A 16,585-nucleotide genomic window follows, 5' to 3' on the forward strand; every position below is an offset into this window, starting at 1 on the left:
TGGACCCTAACCGGTGGGGGGCTGCTCCTTGTGCTGATCGCGGTGCTGGTCGCGGTGCGATACGGGGTGCTGTACGCGGCGGAAGAGCAAGTCGTTCACCACATGACCCTTGTCCAGTCCCTGGCCCTCGAAACGGGTCCGCGGCCGGTGGGCGGGACGCGGCGCGAAACCGCCGTCCTGCACGGTGTTCTCGAAGTCGGGGTGTGCGGTGAGGACCTCGAGCATCTGCTCGGCGTACGGCTCCCAGTCCGTGGCGCAGTGCACGACGGCGCCCGGCGCGAGGCGGGTCGCGGCCAGGGCCAGGAACTCCGGCTGGATCAGGCGGCGCTTGTGGTGCCGCTTCTTGGGCCAGGGGTCGGGGAAGTAGACGCGCAGTCCGGCGAGGGAGTCGGGGGCGAGCATCTCCCGCAGGAGGATGATCGCGTCGCCGTTGGCCACCCGGATGTTGGACAGGTCGTACTGCTCCGCGAGACCCAGCAGGTTGCCCTGGCCGGGGGTGTGGACGTCCGCGGCGAGGATGTTGGTGTCCGGGTCGGCGGCGGCCATCCGCGCGGTGGCCTCACCCATGCCGAAGCCGATCTCCAGGACGACGGGACGGGCGTTCCCGAACAGCTCGGCGAGGTCGATGACCCGCTGCCCGTCGATGTCCAGCCCCCACAGGGGCCACAGCCGCTGCAGTGCGTCCGCCTGCCCGGCGGTCACCCGGCTGCGCCGGGGCTGGAAACTCCGGATCCGCCGCTCGAAGTGCGACCCGGCGGGATCGGCCTTCGGCCCATCCGGGAAACGGGGCTCGCCCTTGGCGCGGACGTGCCGCAGGGAGGCCCCCATCGAGGGCGTGGGAGCTTCGGGGGTGTGGTGGGAGTCAGACACAATGCGTCGATTTTAGTCCGCGCCCGCCGTTGCGAGACCTCATCGTTCTAGTTACAGTCTATAACTGAATTGAGAGGCTGAAAGCCCGGAGGAGAACCGCTGTGATCCATCACCAGATCCGTCTCGCCATGCGCCCCGACGCCCCGCAGGGCAAGGTCGACGAGGCACTCGACATGCTCCGCAGGATGGGGCGTGAGATCGACGCCGTCGCGTACTGGTCGGTCGGGCGCGACGTGGGCGGCGACTTCGACTACGGAGCGATGTTCGCGGTGGAGGACATCGAGGGCTACCGGGCGTACATGCACGCTCCACTGCACCGGCAGGTCGACGAGATCGGGCTGCCGCTGGTGAGGAACATGGTGTCCCACGACCTGACCGACGACGAGGACCCGGCCACGGGTGACCTCATCCGGCAGATCCACGCCGAGCGCTTCGCGGGGGACCCGGCCCTCGTCGCCCTGATCGAGGGACTCGGCTCCTACGAGGGCAGCAGCGCGCCGGGGGGCGGGTCCTAGACCCGCTCCAGCATCGCCAGTGCCCGGCGGCCCACCTCGCGGCCGATGGGCAGGGAGGCGGTCGCCGCGGGCGACGGCGCGTTCAGGACGTGCACCGCGTGGGCGCCCTCCTTGATCAGGAAGTCGTCCACCAGCGTCCCGTCCGCGAGCACCGCCTGCGCCCGCACGCCGGCCGGTGCGGCGACCAGGTCGTTCTCCGTCACGGCGGGCAACAGCCTGCGCACCGCCGCCGTGAACGCGCCCCGGGACAGCGACCGCCGAAGCTCGCCCGCCCCGTACCTCCAGTGCCGCCGGGCTATCCGCCACGAGCCCGGCCAGGTCAGCGTCGCGCCCAGCTCGCGGGGCCGCACCACGCCCCAGCCGTAGCCCTCCCGGGCCAGTGCCGGTACCGCGTTGGGGCCGACGTGCACGCTTCCGTCGATGCCGCGGGTCAGATGCACCCCGAGGAACGGGAACGCCGGGTCCGGCACCGGATAGACCAGCCCCCGCACCAGCTCGGGCCGCGCCAGCTCGTAGTACTCGCCCCGGAAGGGGGCGATCCGCATGCCGGGGTCGTCGCCGGTCATGCGGGCGATCCCGTCGCAGTGCAGCCCGCCGCAGTTGACCAGGACCCGGGCGCGGATCACCTCCCCGGAGCGGGTGCGCACGGCGGCTCCGAGGCCCGGGCGCCGGTCGATGTGCCGCACCTCGGCGCCGTAGCGGATCTCCGCGCCCGAGGCCCGGGCCAGCTGCCGGGCCACGGCGACGTAGTCGCAGATCCCGGTCGTGCCGACGTGTATGGCGGCGAGGCCGCGCACCTCCGGCTCGTACTCCGGGATCTGCGCCGCGCCCAGCTCGCGGACCGGTATGCCGTTCTCCCGGCCGCGCTGCACGAGGGCGTGCAGGCGGGGCAGCTCGGAGCGGTCGGTGGCGACGATCAGCTTGCCGGTGACGGCGTGGGCGATGCCGTACTCGGCGCAGAACTTGACCATCTCCGCCGCGCCCCGCACCGCGTAGCGGGCCTTCAGGGAGCCCGGGCGGTAGTAGACGCCGCTGTGGATGACGCCGCTGTTGCGGCCCGTCTGGTGCCGGGCCGGTCCCGGCTCCTTCTCCAGCACCGTCACCCGGGTGCCCGGCGCCGCGCGTGTGATCGCGTACGCCGTCGACAGGCCGACGATTCCGCCGCCGATCACCAGCACGTCGCAGTCGTACGCGACGCCGTGCGCGATGCCCTGCGCGGTCCCGGTCCGCACTCGTTCCATCTTCCGGCCCACCTCCCGGCTTCGATAGTGCACTGCGCCACTGACAATGCCCTCAAACCCGGGAGGAGGCGGTGGATCAGGCCGGGGTCACCAGGAGTGGCCGGGCGCGCTCGCGCAGCTCGACCACACGCGGCTCGTCGCCGTACGGCTCCAGGCGGTGGAGGAGATCCTTCACGTACTCGGTGGTGCGGGCCGAGGAGATGCGGCCGGCCACCTCGACCGCCCGCACGCCCTGCTCGCAGGCGGCGTCCAGATTGCCCGACTCCAGCTCGGCCACCGCCGAGACGACGAGTCTCAGGCCGTGCGAGCGTACGAACTCCTCCGTCGGTTTCGACAGGGCCTGCTCGGTGAAGCGGCGGACCTGGCGTGGTGCCTTCAGGTCGCGGTAGCACTCGGCGGCGTCGGCGGCGAATCGGTCGTAGGAGTAGAAACCCAGCCACGTCGGGTCGCTGTCGCCGGGGCGGGCGCGCTCCAGCCAGCTCTCGGCGGCCTTCAGGGCCGCGCCGGCCGCCACCGCGTCGTTCGCGCGCGCGTGGGCACGGGCCTCGACCAGGCGGAAGAAGCTCATGGTGCGGGCCGTGGCCAGGCCCCGGTTGCGTTCGAGGGCGGCCTGCGCGAGGTCCACGCCCTCGTCGCCGAAGCCGCGGTAGGTGGCCTGGAGCGACATGGAGGCGAGTACGTAGCCGCCCAGGGGGACGTCGGCCGCCGCGCGGGCCAGGCGCAGGGCCTGGATGTAGTAGCGCTGGGCAGCCTCCTGCTGGCCGGTGTCGAAGGCCATCCAGCCGGCCAGGCGGGTCAGCTCGGCCGAGGCGCCGAACAGGGCGCGGCCGACCTCGTCGGAGTAGGAGCCGAGGAGCAGCGGGGCCGCCTCGACGCGTAAGCACTCGGGGACCATCGAGGAACGCCAGTCGCCGCCGCCGTACTTGGAGTCCCAGCGCCGGGCGTCCTCGGCGGCCTCCCGCAGCTTCTGCACATCGCTGTGGCCGACTTTGAGCGGTGCGCCGGAGCCCTCGGCCGGGCTCGCGTCACGCGCCACCGAGCTGTCGGCCGGGGTTATCAGCCATCGCGAGGCGGGCGTCGCGTACGCGCTCACCGCGAACGAGCCGGCCAGCGACTGCCAGATGCCGCCGCCGGCCCGGCGGCCGGCGAGGTCGAGACGGTACAGCTCGGTGGCGGACCTGACCGCCTGGCCGACGTCCCGGGGGAAGGCGAGGCCCACTTCGGGGGCGGGATCCGCGTCCGCCAGGCCGATCTCGTGGAGCGGCACCGGGCGGCCGAGCTTCTGGCCGATGGCGGCGGCGATGAGGTGCGGCGCCGCACCCTGCGGCACCATGCCCTTCGACACCCAGCGCGCCACCGACGTCTTGTCGTAGCGAAGAGTCAACCCGCGTTGGGCGCCAAGGTCGTTGACGCGCCGGGCGAGTCCTGCGTTGCTGATTCCCGCGAGGGCGAGAACGGCGCCGAGCTTTTCGTTCGGCCCGCGTTGCTCCCTGGACATGCGCCACCCCTCGACACAGACGGCTGCCGCGCTGGCATAACCACGCGGCATTCGTAAACCCAGCGTAGTTCGCCGGATCCCATGCGTTAAGAGGCATTGTTCCGGATGGCGGGATTGTGGTCCGTACTGAAGTGCGGGGCCTGCACGGTCTGTTGCCACGTGCTCCCAGTGTGTGGCCGTGCGCCCACCCGTGCGCTCTTCTCCGGCCACGGGGGGAGCGGTTCCATGGGCGATGCGTGGGTCGGCCCGCTGTACTGGATCCAGTGGGCTGGGGGACGCCGCCGCCTACATCCCCGCGGGCGGCGGACCGGTCCGGGGGGCATGCCTCGCCTCCCGGACCGCGCACCGCCGGTCGGTGCGCAAAGCCTGTACGGAGCGTGTTCGAACGTGTCCGCGTGACGCCGATTTGGCTGAAAATCGACCCCGACGTTTTCGGGGTACTACGGCCCTCACCATGGAAGTTGAGGGCGCGTCGGGGAGCCAAAGGGCGCGTTGCGGGGGCGCATTCGCGTCGTCTTCGCGCCCTCCGAGGCGGTGCGGAGAAGCAGTCGACGTTCTCGCGCGAGTCTCCGCGAGGGCGCATTCACGGGAGCACATGCGGCTCCGCCGCTGCTCTGCGGCGCGCCCTTCATGGCAGCATGGGACCAGTTCGTACGGTGCACTGGTTGTCCCCAGCCTGTGGAGGCGTCGATGCGGTGGTTGGTGGGGTGGAGCAGCGCCGCCGTGGGAGCAGCGGGAATCGCCGGAGCGGGCGGCTCCGCGGGCGCCACCGGCTACGACGGCGAGACCGTGCAGCCCGTGGGCGCCCAGCCGTTGTGGGGCGACCCCGATCCGCTGTGGGCGGTCGGCGACTGGCGCCCCGACGAGGTGCGCGTCGTCACGGCCGACCCGCGGACCCGGATCGCCGTCCTCGGTATCTGCGGCGCGACCGACGAGCAGCTGCGCGTCGGACTGTTCGCCGCGCGCGGCGGAGCCCTTCGGCACCTGACGGCCTGGCCCGGCAGCTACACGGCCGTCGTCCAGGTCGGCCGGCGGATCACCGTCTGCGGCGATCTCGCGGGCGTGCGGCCGGTGTTCCACACCCCCTGGGCGGGCGGCACGGCCTACGCGACGGCCGCGCTGCCCCTGGCCGACCTCATCGAGGCCAACCTCGACTTCGGTCACCTCGCCGCGCTGCTCGCCGCGCCCGACGTGCCGGCCGCGCTGGACGACTCCACCCCGTACGACGGCGTGAAACGCATTCCGCCGGGGCATGCGCTGATCCTGCGCGCCGGGGCGCGCGAGATCGCCGGGTACGAGCAGGTGGCCTCGCTCGCCGTGGCGGCGCCCTCGGCCGACCCTGGCCGGGCCGTGGACGGCGTGCGGGACGCGCTGGTCGAGGCCGTGCGCACGCGCCTCGCCGCACCCCGGCACGTCCCCGGGGACGGCATCGACCCCGGGCCGGTGCCCGGCATGGGACCGGCGGAACGGCGCGCCGCGCGTGGGATGCCGGTCCCGGGGATCGGGGCCGACCTGTCCGGCGGACCGGCCTCGGGCACGCTGGCGCTGCTGGCCGCCGGGCTGCCGGGGATGCCGGGGACCGTGCTCGGACACGGCACGGGCGCGGGGGAGCGGCTGCTCGCCGTCACCTTCAACGACCTCGCCGTCGGCGGCCAGGAGGCCGAGCTGGAGCGGGCGGGCGCGCTCGCGGCCAACCCGAGGCTGCACCACGTGGTGGTCACCGGCGGCGAGGACGTCCTGCCGTACGCCGCGCTGGACGGGCCGCTGACGGACGAACCGGGCTCGTGTCTCGTCGCGGCGGCACGGCACCGGGCGCGGCTGGCCGCGGGCAGCGCGGACCACTTCACCGGGTACGGCGCACGGCAGGTGCTGGACGCCCATCCGGCGCGGCTCGCCGACTTGCTGATGGACCGCAAGCGGCGCCATCTCGTGCGGCCGGTCGCCGCGCTGGCCAAGGCCGACGGTTCGGTGCTGGTCCCCGCGCGCGTGTACGCCGCGGCGCGGCGGCTGGCGCGGACCCCGTACCGCACCGGCCTGGAGGTGCTCTCCGAACGGCTGCTGCGCCGGCGCTTCGACACGCCGGGCGACGGTGCGATGGAGGCGTCGCTCGCGGTGCTGTCCTGGGCCGGGCCGGGGCCCGCGGCGCGGTGGCTGACCGGAGAGGCGCTGGCTGAAGTATCGGTTCGCCTCCAGACGTCCTCCCAGCGTTCAGGGGTGGGGCCGGGGCAGCGGCCGGGCGACTTCCGCGCGCGTGCGGCGCTGGCGCGGCAGGCCGCGGACGTGCGGGTACTGGAGCAGGCCGCCGAGATCCGCTTCCAGCGGCTGCACACGCCGTTCCTCGACAACCAGGTCGTCCGCGCCTGCCGTGCGCTGCCGGAGGCGCTGCGGGTGCAGCCGGGGGCGCGGGCGTCGATTCTGCGGACGGTGCTGGAGGGGGCGGGGGTGAGCGATCTGCCGAGCGGCTGGGGGGCGCCCACGCAGGGGCTGGCGGCTTCCGCCGCGCGGACGGGGCTGCGGGTCGCCGCGGACTCCCTGCTGGGGCTCTTCGACACGCCGCTGCTCGCGGAGGCGGGGCTCGTGGAGGCGCGGGTCGTGCGCAAGGCGGTGCGTGCGGCGGCCGCGGGCGAGACGCTGCCCCTGGACGGGCTGGCCGACCTCGTCTCCCTCGAACTGTGGCTCCGCCGCCTGCTCGCCCGCCGCGGCACCTGCTGGACCGGCACCCCGGCCCGCCAACGCGCGGTACCGGCGGGCATCGCGCCGCAGCGGGGGGCGCTGGGCGGGGCGGGGGCGGTTGTGCGGCGGGTCTGACGGGGCAGTTGTGCGGCGGGTCCGACGGGGGCGCGGGTGGCTGGTGCGCGTGCCGGTGCGTGGGCCGGGCGGTCCGGCTCCCGCAGCGGGCCCCCGGGCCTGCCCTACTCGCAGGTGAACCGCGACCGCGCCCAGTCCGCGAGCGCCACCGAGTCGAAGGGGCTGTGCGGCTCCACCACCAGCCTTACGGTCTCCCGCCCCGAGATGTCGACATGCACGGGCACCGCCGGGTCCCCGCCCTCGACCGGCCCGGAGCTCCACAGCCGGACGCCGTCGGCGTGCACCGAGAAGTGGACCTCGCCCAGCCTCATCGTCAGGTCGTCGACGCCGACCAGCGCGTCGTAGGACGAGCAGGAGCGGTTGAGGTCGATGGTGACGGACGACCGTCCGTGCACCGTGACGCCGTGCGCGTACCGTTCGCCGCCGACCGACAGGGCGGACCGTTGCCAGACCCAGCTGCTCCCGGTCAGCCGCATCTCGGGTCCGGTCCCGTCGCCGCCCACGTCGTACGCCAGCTCGCTCCACTGGTAGACGGTCGGGGCGGGCGGTGGGGTCGGGGTCGGGGTCGGCGGGGGAGTGGGGGTCGGGGTCGGTTCCGGGGTGGGTTCCGGGGTGGGGGATGGCTTGGGCGAGGGGGGCGGCGTCGGCCTTGGGGTGGGCGTCGGGGACGGGGACGGCTCGGGTGCGGCCAGCGGTGGGTGGGGGCGCGGTGGCCGCGTCGAGGGCGCGGGCGTGTCCGGGGCCGGCTGGGCCACCGGTGAGGATGCGGGCGGGGCGGCCTTCGGCGGCTGCTCCGCCGGGGCGTCGTCGCCGACCAGCGCGAAGACCAGTGCCGCCGCCGCGGCCACCGCTACCACACCGGCCGCGATGCCGGCCTTCACCGGCGCGCCCAGCCCCTCGGAGGCCGCCGCACCGCCCCCGGCACCCGCGCCGCCGGACGCGCCACCGCCCGTCGTGGCCGCCGCCCCTGCGGCACCGGCCGCACCCGCGCTGCCGGCGATGATCCCCGCCGCCTTGGCGTACCCGGCGGCGCCGAACCAGCCGATGACCGCGACCGGCACCACGGCGGGAATCCCGCTCGCGACCTCCTTGATCTGGCCGGCGGCCAGCCGGCACCTGGCACACTCGTCCAAGTGCTTGCGCAGCCCCCGTTCGGCCCGGGTGCGCAGCCTGCCGCGCGCGTAGGTGCCGAGCTGGTCGGCGTAGCGGGCGCACTCCTCGTCGGCGGCGAGGGCATCGCTGACATGGGCCTGGAGGTAGGCCTGCTTCAGACCCTCGCGGGCCCGGCTGGCAAGTACGCGCGTGCCGTTGGCGTCCAACCCGAAGAGCACGGCCACCTCGCTCGGCGACTCGTCCTCGACCTCGGTGTGCCACAGCACGGCCTGCCACCGCTCCGGCAGGGAACGGAAGGCCCGCATGGCCATCGACTGCTCGGCCTCGTGCATGGCCCGGACGTCGGCGCCCAGTTCCAGGGTGTCGTCGTCCGCCACCTTGGTGGTGTGCGCGGCCTGCGCGGCGAACACCGCGAAGTCGTCGACCAGTTGCTCCCGCCCGGCCGACCGGGTCCAGCCGGCGGCGACGCGCCGGACCGCGGTGAGCAGGTAGGCGCGCACCGCGTGCTCCGGGCCCGAGCCGCCGCGTACCGCCTGGAGCATGCGGGCGAAGACCTCGGCGGTGAGGTCGTCCGCGGTGTGGGCGTCACGGCAGCAGGTACGCGCGTACCGGCGCACCGCGTCCGCGTGGCGCCGGTACAGCTCCTCGTAGGCCGTGTCGTCACCCGAGCGCATCCGCTCGATCAGCTCGGCGTCGGACGACGGCATTTCGCGGAGCGGGGGCAGGACGCCGCCGTCGTGCGGTTCGTGCGGGTCGTGCGGGTCGTGCGGTTCGCGGGGCGGTGGCAGGACGCCGCCGTCATGCGGCTCGCGCGGCGGGGGCAGCACGCTGTCCTCGTGCAGCTCACGCTGCGCCGGGACGCTGCCCTCCGCGGGGACGCTGCCCTCCGCGGGGACGCTGCCCTCCGCCGGAACGCCGCCTTCCGCAGGAACGCGGCCACCCACAGGGAAGCCGCCTTCCGCTGACCCATCGCCATCCGCGGGGATGCCGCCTTCCGCCGGCCCACCGCCTTCCGCAGGAACGCGGTCATCCCCAGGAACGCGGCCACCCCCAGGAACGCGGCCACCCCCAGGAACGCCGCCCCGAGGACCCCGAGCCGGTCCGCCCTGGCCCGGCACCTGCGGCGGATCGTCGGGCCCTGTGTCGCCGGGTCCGGCATCGCCGTCACCGAGTGACCCGTCCCGCCCGTCAACGCTCATCGCGGAAAGCCCCCGCCACCGGCCCAGCCTGTCCCGAACACCGGGTCAGCGTGCCATATTGGCTTTTGGTCAGGACCCCGCAGTGCGGACCATCACTCGTCCGTGGGGACTTGCCGCGACGCGGTAATAACGCTCAGCCGTTCGGGGAAGGAAAAGGCACCCCGTCCGGGCAGGCGTTGAGCGAGACGCGCGGAATCCCCGACACGGCTCGCCCACCCCTCCTCACCCACGCACGGCGGCGTCGCCTCACGCCGGTCGCGACCGCAGCCCCTCCAGCAGGATGTCCAGCAGCCGGGACGAGGCCGCCGCCTGTTGTGCCGCGTCCGGCAGTGAGGGCGCCGCCGTGGCTATCACCAGCAGCACGTCCGACACCGACACGTCCGGCCGCAGCTCACCCGCCGACCGCGCCCGCTCCACGAGCCGGCCCACGACCTCCAGCAGCGCCGCCGCACCGTCGTCGTGCGCACCGGTGCCCGACGCACCGACGGACGCGGACCCCTCCGACACCAGCCGCAGCTCGCCCGAGCCCGGCTGTATCCGCTGCTGCGGCACCCGCGGCTCTCCGGCCACGGCACCGCCGTCACCACCGGCGCCGCCGTCACCGTCGTCGGACACCCCGACCCGCAGCACCCCCGGCGGCAGCAGCCGCCCGGCGCCCGAGGCCACCGACGTCCGGAGGAAGCGCGACAGCGCCGACCACGGCTCGTCCTCCTGCCCGAGCGCCGCCCGGGCCTGGTCGGTCAGCCGGGCCGTCTCCTCCTCGGCTATCCGCCGCACCAGGACGTCCTTGCTCGGGAAGCGCCGGTACACCGTGCCGACACCGACCCGCGCGCGCCGTGCCACGTCCTCCATCGGCGCTCCGTACCCAAGCTCGCCGAACACCTCGCGCGCCGCGCGCAGCACGTGCTCCAGATTGCGCTGGGCGTCCACGCGCAGAGGCGCGGTCCGTGATTCCCCGCGTGCGCCGCCCGTCGCCGCACTCATCGCGCCACCGGGCGCGACAGTGGACGCGGACGACCAATGAGAGTCCTGAACATGCATGACAATCCCCCGGTAATGACGTCTCCCCCCGGAGACTCTCCCCGCCATCGAAAGCCGGAGTGCGCGGAACAGGCCCGGTTCGGCGGTCCGCCCGTCGCGGACCCGATGAGCACATCCCCCTAACACACCGTGGGAAAGAACATAGTTGAGCGGGAGTCAATTCAGAAGGGGCACGTTCCGCACGGAGCACCCACCGATCGGAGTACGGATCGCATACGTCCCGAATGTGCCGCCTTCCTCCCCTGCACACACCCCCACTGACCTGCACGACCACCCCGCACCACGGCGATCCGGCCCACCCCGCGCCGTCCCGATCTCCGATCACACAAATCGACGAGCCTGTGGACAAACGCAAGCGCCGGGTGCGTCATGGGATGGTGAAGGAACGTGCGCGCATTCTCGTTGTCGGCGGCGGCTACGTCGGGATGTACACGGCCCTGCGTCTGCAGCGGAACCTGAGAGGCGAACTGAGGCGGGGCGAGGCCGAGATCACGGTCGTCACCCCGGACCCCTACATGACGTATCAGCCGTTCCTCCCCGAGGCGGCGGCCGGCTCGATCTCCCCCCGGCACGTCGTCGTGCCGCTGCGCCGCGTTCTCGACCAGTGCCACGTCGTGATCGGCGAGGCGCGGGCCATCGACCACACGACGCGCACCGCCACCATCACCACCCTCGCCACCGGCGAGGAGAAGACGGGCGCTCGCCGGCTGACGTACGACGAACTCGTCCTCGCGCCCGGCTCGGTCTCCCGCACCCTCCCCGTCCCCGGCCTCGCCGACCACGGCGTCGGCTTCAAGACCGTCGAGGAGGCCATCGGCCTGCGCAACCACGTCCTGGAGCAGATGGACATCGCCTCCTCCACCCGCGACCCCGCCATCCGCGACGCCGCCCTCACCTTCGTCTTCGTCGGCGGCGGCTACGCGGGCGTGGAGGCCCTCGGCGAGCTGGAGGACATGGCCCGTTACGCCGCGCGGTACTACCACAACGTCACGCCGGACGACATGAAGTGGATCCTCGTCGAGGCGTCGGGCCGCATCCTGCCCGAGGTCGGCGAGGACCTGGGCCGCTACACCGTCACCGAACTGCGCCGCCGCAACATCGACGTACGCCTGGACACCCGCCTGGAGTCCTGCGCGGACCGCGTCGCCGTCCTCAGCGACGGCGCCCGCTTCCCCACCCGTACGGTCGTCTGGACGGCCGGCGTCAAACCCCACCCGATCCTCGCCGCCACCGACCTCCCCCTCAACGACCGCGGCCGGCTCGCCTGCACCCCCCACCTGTCCGTCGACGGCGCCGCACACGCGTGGGCAGCGGGCGACGCCGCCGCCGTCCCCGACGTCACCGCCCCGGAACCCGGCCGGGAATGCGCCCCCAACGCCCAGCACGCCGTCCGCCAGGCCAGGGTCCTCGGCGACAACATCGCGCACGCCCTGCGCGGCGAGCCGCTCGACACGTACGCGCACAAGTACGCCGGCTCCGTCGCCTCCCTCGGCTTCCACAAAGGCGTCGCGCACGTCTACGGCCGCAAGCTGAAGGGCTACCCCGCGTGGTTCATGCACCGCGCCTACCACCTCAGCCGGGTCCCCACCGTCAACCGCAAGGCGCGCGTGCTGGCCGAATGGGCCCTGGCGGGACTCTTCAAGAGGGAGATCGTTTCCCTGGGTTCACTCGAACATCCGCGAGCGGAGTTCGAACTCGCGGCCGGTGGAAAGCCTTCTCAGGAACCTCCGCGCAACCCGAAGGGGTCGTCCTGACCGGAGTCAGGAACTCCCCCGGCCGGTCCGGCGTCTGACGGATGTCGGCCCGGTCGGCACCTACCCTGCCAGACTGGTCCACCACCGCGGGCGCGCCACCGCTCGCTCCCGCGCGGCCCCCGGGCCCCGGCCGCTCCCGGCCCGTCCCGGCCCCCGGCCGCCGACAACTACACGAGGCAAGGATTCGTGAACTTCACGCGCTGGAGCGCCCGACTCCCCGGAACGCAGCGCCGCGCCGCAGCGCGGACCGACACGACGGTCTCCCCGGACCGGCGGAGCGACGGCTCCGTACCCTCCGCCCGCGCCGAACAGCTGACCGACGAGGCCCCGCCCGTCCCCGCCGTCGACGACCTCCCCGTGCGCGACGTCCTCGACCGCGTCCCGGCCCTCGTCGCCCTCGTCCACGGCCCCGACCACCGCCTCGCCTACGTCAACGACGCCTACGTCACGGCCTTCGGCACCCGCCGTCCGGGTGAACGGGCCCGCGAGTCCCTCCCCGAGCTGGACGAGCTGGGCCTCTTCCCGCTCCTGGACCAGGTCCAGCGCAGCGGCAGGCCGCGCACCCTCAAGTCCCGCAAGGCCCCCGACGGCCGCTCCTACACCTTCACCTGCACCCCGGTCACCGAGGGCGACAGCGGCGGCGACCGCGGCGTACTCGTCTTCGCGACCGACGTCACCGACCACGCCGAGGCCGCCGCCCGACTGCGCGCGAGCGAAAGCCGCCAGCGCGAGACCGCCGTCACCCTCCAGCGCTCCCTGCTCCCGCAGGAACTGGAGGAACCCGACGACCTGCGCGTCGCCGCCACCTACCACCCCGGCGGCACCGAGGCCGCGGTCGGCGGCGACTGGTACGACGTGATCACCCTCGGCGGCGGCCGCACCGCCCTGGTCATCGGCGACGTCATGGGACGCGGCGTCCGCGCGGCGGCCGTCATGGGCCAGCTCCGTACGGCGGTCCGGGCCTACGCCCGCCTCGACCTGCCCCCGCACGAGGTCCTCCAGCTCCTCGACGGCCTCGCCACCGAGATCGATGCCAACCAGATCGCCACCTGCGTCTACGCCATCCACGACCCGAACGAGGGCCGGCTGGTCTACGCGTCCGCCGGGCACCTGCCCATCCTGGTCCGCGACGAGAACGGCACCGTCCAGCGCGCCGACGAACCCACCGGCCCCCCACTCGGCACCGGCGGCTGGATGCACTCCTCCGGCTCGATCGCCCTGACCCCCGGCTCCACGGCCGTCCTCTACACCGACGGCCTGGTGGAACGCCGCAACGAAGACCTCGACGAGGGCATCGCCGCCCTGGAGCGCGCCCTGTCCGGCGCGACCGGCACGCCCCAGGTGGTCTGCGACCGCCTGGTCCGTTCGGCGGGCGTCACCCCGGACCACGACGACGACGTCGCCGTCCTGGTCCTCCAGCACCCCGCCCGCAAGGGCGCCGATGCCGAGCGCTTCCGCAACGCCGCCCTGGAACTGCTCGGCGGCGTGGAAGCGGCCCCACGCGCGCGTGCCTTCGCATCCGGCGTCCTGACCAGCTGGCGCTTCCCCACCGAGCTGCACGACCTGGGCGTCCTGGCCACCAGCGAACTGGTCGCCAACTCCCTCCAGCACGGCACGCCCCCCATGCGGCTGCGCCTGCGCCGTACCGACCGCCGCCTGATCATCGAGGTCACCGACGGCGACGACCACCTGCCCAGACGCCGCCGCGCAGAACCCGGGGACGAGTCCGGCCGGGGTATCGCCATCGTCGCGACGATCGCCTCCAACTGGGGCTCCAGGCGCACACCCGGGGGCGGCAAGGCGGTCTGGTGCGAGTTCGTCCTGCCGAAGCCGTGAAGAGGGACCGGGACCGGGACGTGGCAGTGACGGGGCAGTGACCGGGGTGCACCCGTCACTGCCCCGCTCGCTCACGCCTCCGCGGCCGCCACCGACTCGGCCGGCGCCCCGCTCTGCGTGACCACCCGGCTCCTGGCGAGCGACGGCTGGTTCTGCACGTCCGTGAGCTGCCGCCCCAGCCGCACCGCCAGCACCGTGATGCCCAGCGAGAACAGCAGGAACGCCACGATGTACGGCGCGTGCAGTGAAGCCCCGAGCGGCCCGCCGACTGCCGGCCCGATCGCCAGCGCGAGCTGCTTCACCAGGGCGAAGGCGGAGTTGTACTGCCCGGCGAGCCCGGCCGGCGCCAGATCCGCCACCAGCGGCGCGACCGTCGGCGACAGCAGCGCCTCACCCAGACCGAACAGCGCGTACGTCGAGATGAAGGCGGCCGTCGCCATCGCCTGGCTGCCGTGCCCGAGCCCGGCGTACCCGGCCACGGCCCACGCCACGGCCCAGATCAGACCCACGGCGGCGATCACGCGGGACCGCTTCCGCCGCTCCACGAACCTCAGCACCGCGAACTGCGCGATGACGATCACCAGGGTGTTCGCCGCCAGCGCGGTGCCCAGCGTGGAGGTGGAGATCCCCGCCGCCTCGACGCCGTACGCGCTCAGCCCCGACTCGAACTGCCCGTAGCAGGCGAAGAACAGCACGAAGCCCAGCACGCACAGCTGCACCATGGCCCGGTTGCCGAGCAGCTGCTTCCAGCTGCCCCCGGCGGACTGGCCCGGCGCCTCCTCCATGCGCGGCGCGCGCGGTGTGCGCACCGTCGCCATGACCGCGACCAGCACCAGGAACATCGCCGCCTCGATCGCGAACAGCAGCGTGAAGGACGCGGCGCTCGACGTGTCGACGAGATGCCCACCGATGAGTCCGCCGACGCCGAGCCCCAGGTTCTGCAGGAAGAACTGCGTCGCGAACGCCCGCGACCGCGTCTCGGACGGCGAGCAGTCGACGATCATCGTGGCGAGCGCCGGCTGCATCACGGCCTGCCCCGCGCCCAGCGCGGCGGCGGACGACAGCACGGTGGCCGCCGAGGCCGACAGCCCCAGGCTCAGCGCACCGAGCGCGGCGGTGACCAGGGCGGCGAGCAGTACCGGCAGCGGGCCCCGCCGGACGATGGCCCGCCCGGCGAACGGCAGCACGATCAAAGCGGCCACGGCGAAGACGGCGAGCACGAGACCCGCCGTCACAGAACCGAGTCCCCGTACCTGCGCCACATAGACGTACAGGTAGGGGACGGTGAAGCCGAGCCCGAACGCGCTGAGTGCGTTGCCCACATGAATCCGGCGCATCGCTGCGCCCATTGCCCTGGTCACGTTCACCCTCTCTGGGTCGATGCTCCATCCGTTAGGAGTGAAGACTTAGAAGCTAAAGTTCGAAGCTAAAGAGTACACAGCGAAGGACTTCAAGGCAAAGGAGCTGCGTGCCATACTTCGGCCATGGGCGACACCTCCGGCGCCGGCGAGCCGACACTCGAAGAGCAGATCGCCGCCTACCAGCGCGAGTTCCAGGACCTCGACCCGCAGGTCGAGAAGATCGTCTCGGCGCTCTCCCGCCTCAACCGCCGCATGAACGTCGCGTACGGCCGGCAGACCGCCGAGCTGGGCATCAGCAACACCGACTGGGAGGTGCTGAAGGCGCTCGTCCTCTCCGGCGCCCCCTACCGCCTGGGCCCGGGAGACCTCGCCAAGCGTCTCGGTCTCACCCCGGCCGCGATGACCCACCGCATCGACCGCATGGTGGGGGAGGGGCTCGTCACCCGGGACCGCGACGAGTCCAACCGGGTCCGCGTCATCGTCGAGCTGACGGCGGAGGGGCGCGAGAAGTGGCTGGAGGCGATGCGCCTCGCCTCCGTCTTCGAGGAGGACCTGCTCCAGGACCTCTCCGCGGACGACCGGACCGCACTGGGTGACGTCCTCACCCGCCTCCTGCGCAGGGTGGAGCACGCCCAGCCGGACGCGGGCGGCCGGCTCAGCGACCTCGATTAAAGATCTTGACAGGTGTCCTTGACAGCCCCCTGCGGGATCCGTAGGGTTCTTCGGGTTGCCACGGGGCCGTAACGGTTCTGCGGTAGCACCTCCCGCCGCACCAGCGGCAACCAAACCACCAGCACGATCTCCCAGTGGGAATGGCTTCGGCGTGTCCGAATTCAATTCCGATTGGGGCTTGACGGCTCGATCGACCTCGATTGGGAATCGCCGAGAAGGTCCGCTAAGGTTTGAGACGTCGGAACGGCCCAACAGCCGGGAAGACAACCCCCTCTGACGGGGAATCAGAGCCCGAAAGGATCTGATAGAGTCGGAACCGCCGGAAAGGGAAACGCGAAAGCGGGAACCTGGAAAGCACCGAGGAAATCGGATCGGAAAGATCTGATAGAGTCGGAAACGCAAGACCGAAGGGAAGCGCCCGGAGGAAAGCCTGAGAGAGTCTCTCGGGTGAGTACAAAGGAAGCGTCCGTTCCTTGAGAACTCAACAGCGTGCCAAAAGTCAACGCCAGATATGTTGATACCCCGACCTGATCGGTTCTTCGATCGGGTTGAGGTTCCTTTGAAGAAAAATACAGCGAGGACGCTGTGAACGGTCGGATTATTCCTCCGACTGTTCCGCTCCCGTGATGTAAAGCATTCACGGAGAGTTTGATCCTGGCTCAGGACGAACGCTGGCG

Annotated in this window: 11 protein-coding genes and 1 rRNA gene (1 of these 12 running past the window's edge); 6 read left to right on the forward strand and 6 right to left on the reverse strand. The window is 72.8% G+C overall.

Annotated features, from left to right (window positions below; all coding sequences use genetic code 11):
• Positions 1-6 precede the first annotated feature (6 nt).
• Positions 7-870, reverse strand: a complete 864-nt coding sequence (gene trmB / locus RI578_RS21445; protein ID WP_310872565.1) for a tRNA (guanosine(46)-N7)-methyltransferase TrmB — start codon at positions 868-870, stop codon at positions 7-9.
• A 101-nt stretch (positions 871-971) separates the two neighbouring features.
• Here trmB and RI578_RS21450 point away from each other — a divergent pair, with 101 nt between their 5' ends.
• A complete protein-coding gene (locus RI578_RS21450; RefSeq protein ID WP_310872566.1) occupies positions 972-1,385 on the forward strand; it encodes a Dabb family protein in 414 nt (137 codons plus the stop codon).
• Here the strand turns inward: RI578_RS21450 and lhgO are convergent.
• Positions 1,382-2,626: an L-2-hydroxyglutarate oxidase gene (gene lhgO, locus RI578_RS21455; protein WP_310872567.1), complete on the reverse strand. Its 1,245-nt coding sequence runs from the start codon at positions 2,624-2,626 to the stop codon at positions 1,382-1,384. The two genes, RI578_RS21450 and lhgO, sit on opposite strands and share 4 nt — an antisense overlap.
• A gap of 76 nt (positions 2,627-2,702) precedes the next feature.
• Positions 2,703-4,124, reverse strand: a complete 1,422-nt coding sequence (locus tag RI578_RS21460) for an MFS transporter (protein WP_121747852.1) — start codon at positions 4,122-4,124, stop codon at positions 2,703-2,705.
• 690 nt (positions 4,125-4,814) lie between these two features.
• Here RI578_RS21460 and RI578_RS21465 point away from each other — a divergent pair.
• Positions 4,815-6,932, forward strand: coding sequence for an asparagine synthase-related protein (locus RI578_RS21465; protein WP_310872568.1), 2,118 nt, complete (start codon positions 4,815-4,817; stop codon positions 6,930-6,932).
• A gap of 104 nt (positions 6,933-7,036) precedes the next feature.
• Here the strand turns inward: RI578_RS21465 and RI578_RS21470 are convergent, their stop codons facing one another.
• Positions 7,037-9,244, reverse strand: a complete 2,208-nt coding sequence (locus RI578_RS21470) for a sigma-70 family RNA polymerase sigma factor (protein ID WP_310872569.1) — start codon at positions 9,242-9,244, stop codon at positions 7,037-7,039.
• A gap of 246 nt (positions 9,245-9,490) precedes the next feature.
• Positions 9,491-10,285: a helix-turn-helix domain-containing protein gene (locus RI578_RS21475; RefSeq protein WP_310872570.1), complete on the reverse strand. Its 795-nt coding sequence runs from the start codon at positions 10,283-10,285 to the stop codon at positions 9,491-9,493.
• A 374-nt stretch (positions 10,286-10,659) separates the two neighbouring features.
• Here RI578_RS21475 and RI578_RS21480 point away from each other — a divergent pair, with 374 nt between their 5' ends.
• Both RI578_RS21480 and RI578_RS21485 read left to right on the forward strand, forming a co-directional pair.
• Positions 10,660-12,039: an NAD(P)/FAD-dependent oxidoreductase gene (locus tag RI578_RS21480; RefSeq protein WP_310872571.1), complete on the forward strand. Its 1,380-nt coding sequence runs from the start codon at positions 10,660-10,662 to the stop codon at positions 12,037-12,039.
• A 186-nt stretch (positions 12,040-12,225) separates the two neighbouring features.
• Complete coding sequence (locus RI578_RS21485) at positions 12,226-13,875, forward strand: SpoIIE family protein phosphatase (RefSeq protein ID WP_310872572.1); 1,650 nt, start codon at positions 12,226-12,228, stop codon at positions 13,873-13,875.
• A gap of 71 nt (positions 13,876-13,946) precedes the next feature.
• On the opposite strand, the gene RI578_RS21490 is transcribed toward RI578_RS21485, so the two are convergent.
• A complete protein-coding gene (locus tag RI578_RS21490; RefSeq protein WP_310875826.1) occupies positions 13,947-15,224 on the reverse strand; it encodes an MFS transporter in 1,278 nt (425 codons plus the stop codon).
• 135 nt (positions 15,225-15,359) lie between these two features.
• On the opposite strand from RI578_RS21490, the gene RI578_RS21495 reads away from it, so the two are divergent.
• Both RI578_RS21495 and RI578_RS21500 read left to right on the forward strand, forming a co-directional pair.
• Complete coding sequence (locus RI578_RS21495) at positions 15,360-15,908, forward strand: MarR family transcriptional regulator (RefSeq protein ID WP_310872573.1); 549 nt, start codon at positions 15,360-15,362, stop codon at positions 15,906-15,908.
• A 636-nt stretch (positions 15,909-16,544) separates the two neighbouring features.
• Positions 16,545-16,585, forward strand: a 16S ribosomal RNA gene (locus tag RI578_RS21500) (it continues 1,486 nt past the right edge of the window).

Origin of the sequence: Streptomyces sp. BB1-1-1 (genome assembly GCF_031597775.1) — a bacterium.
Taxonomy (GTDB): Bacteria; Actinomycetota; Actinomycetes; order Streptomycetales; family Streptomycetaceae; genus Streptomyces; species Streptomyces thinghirensis.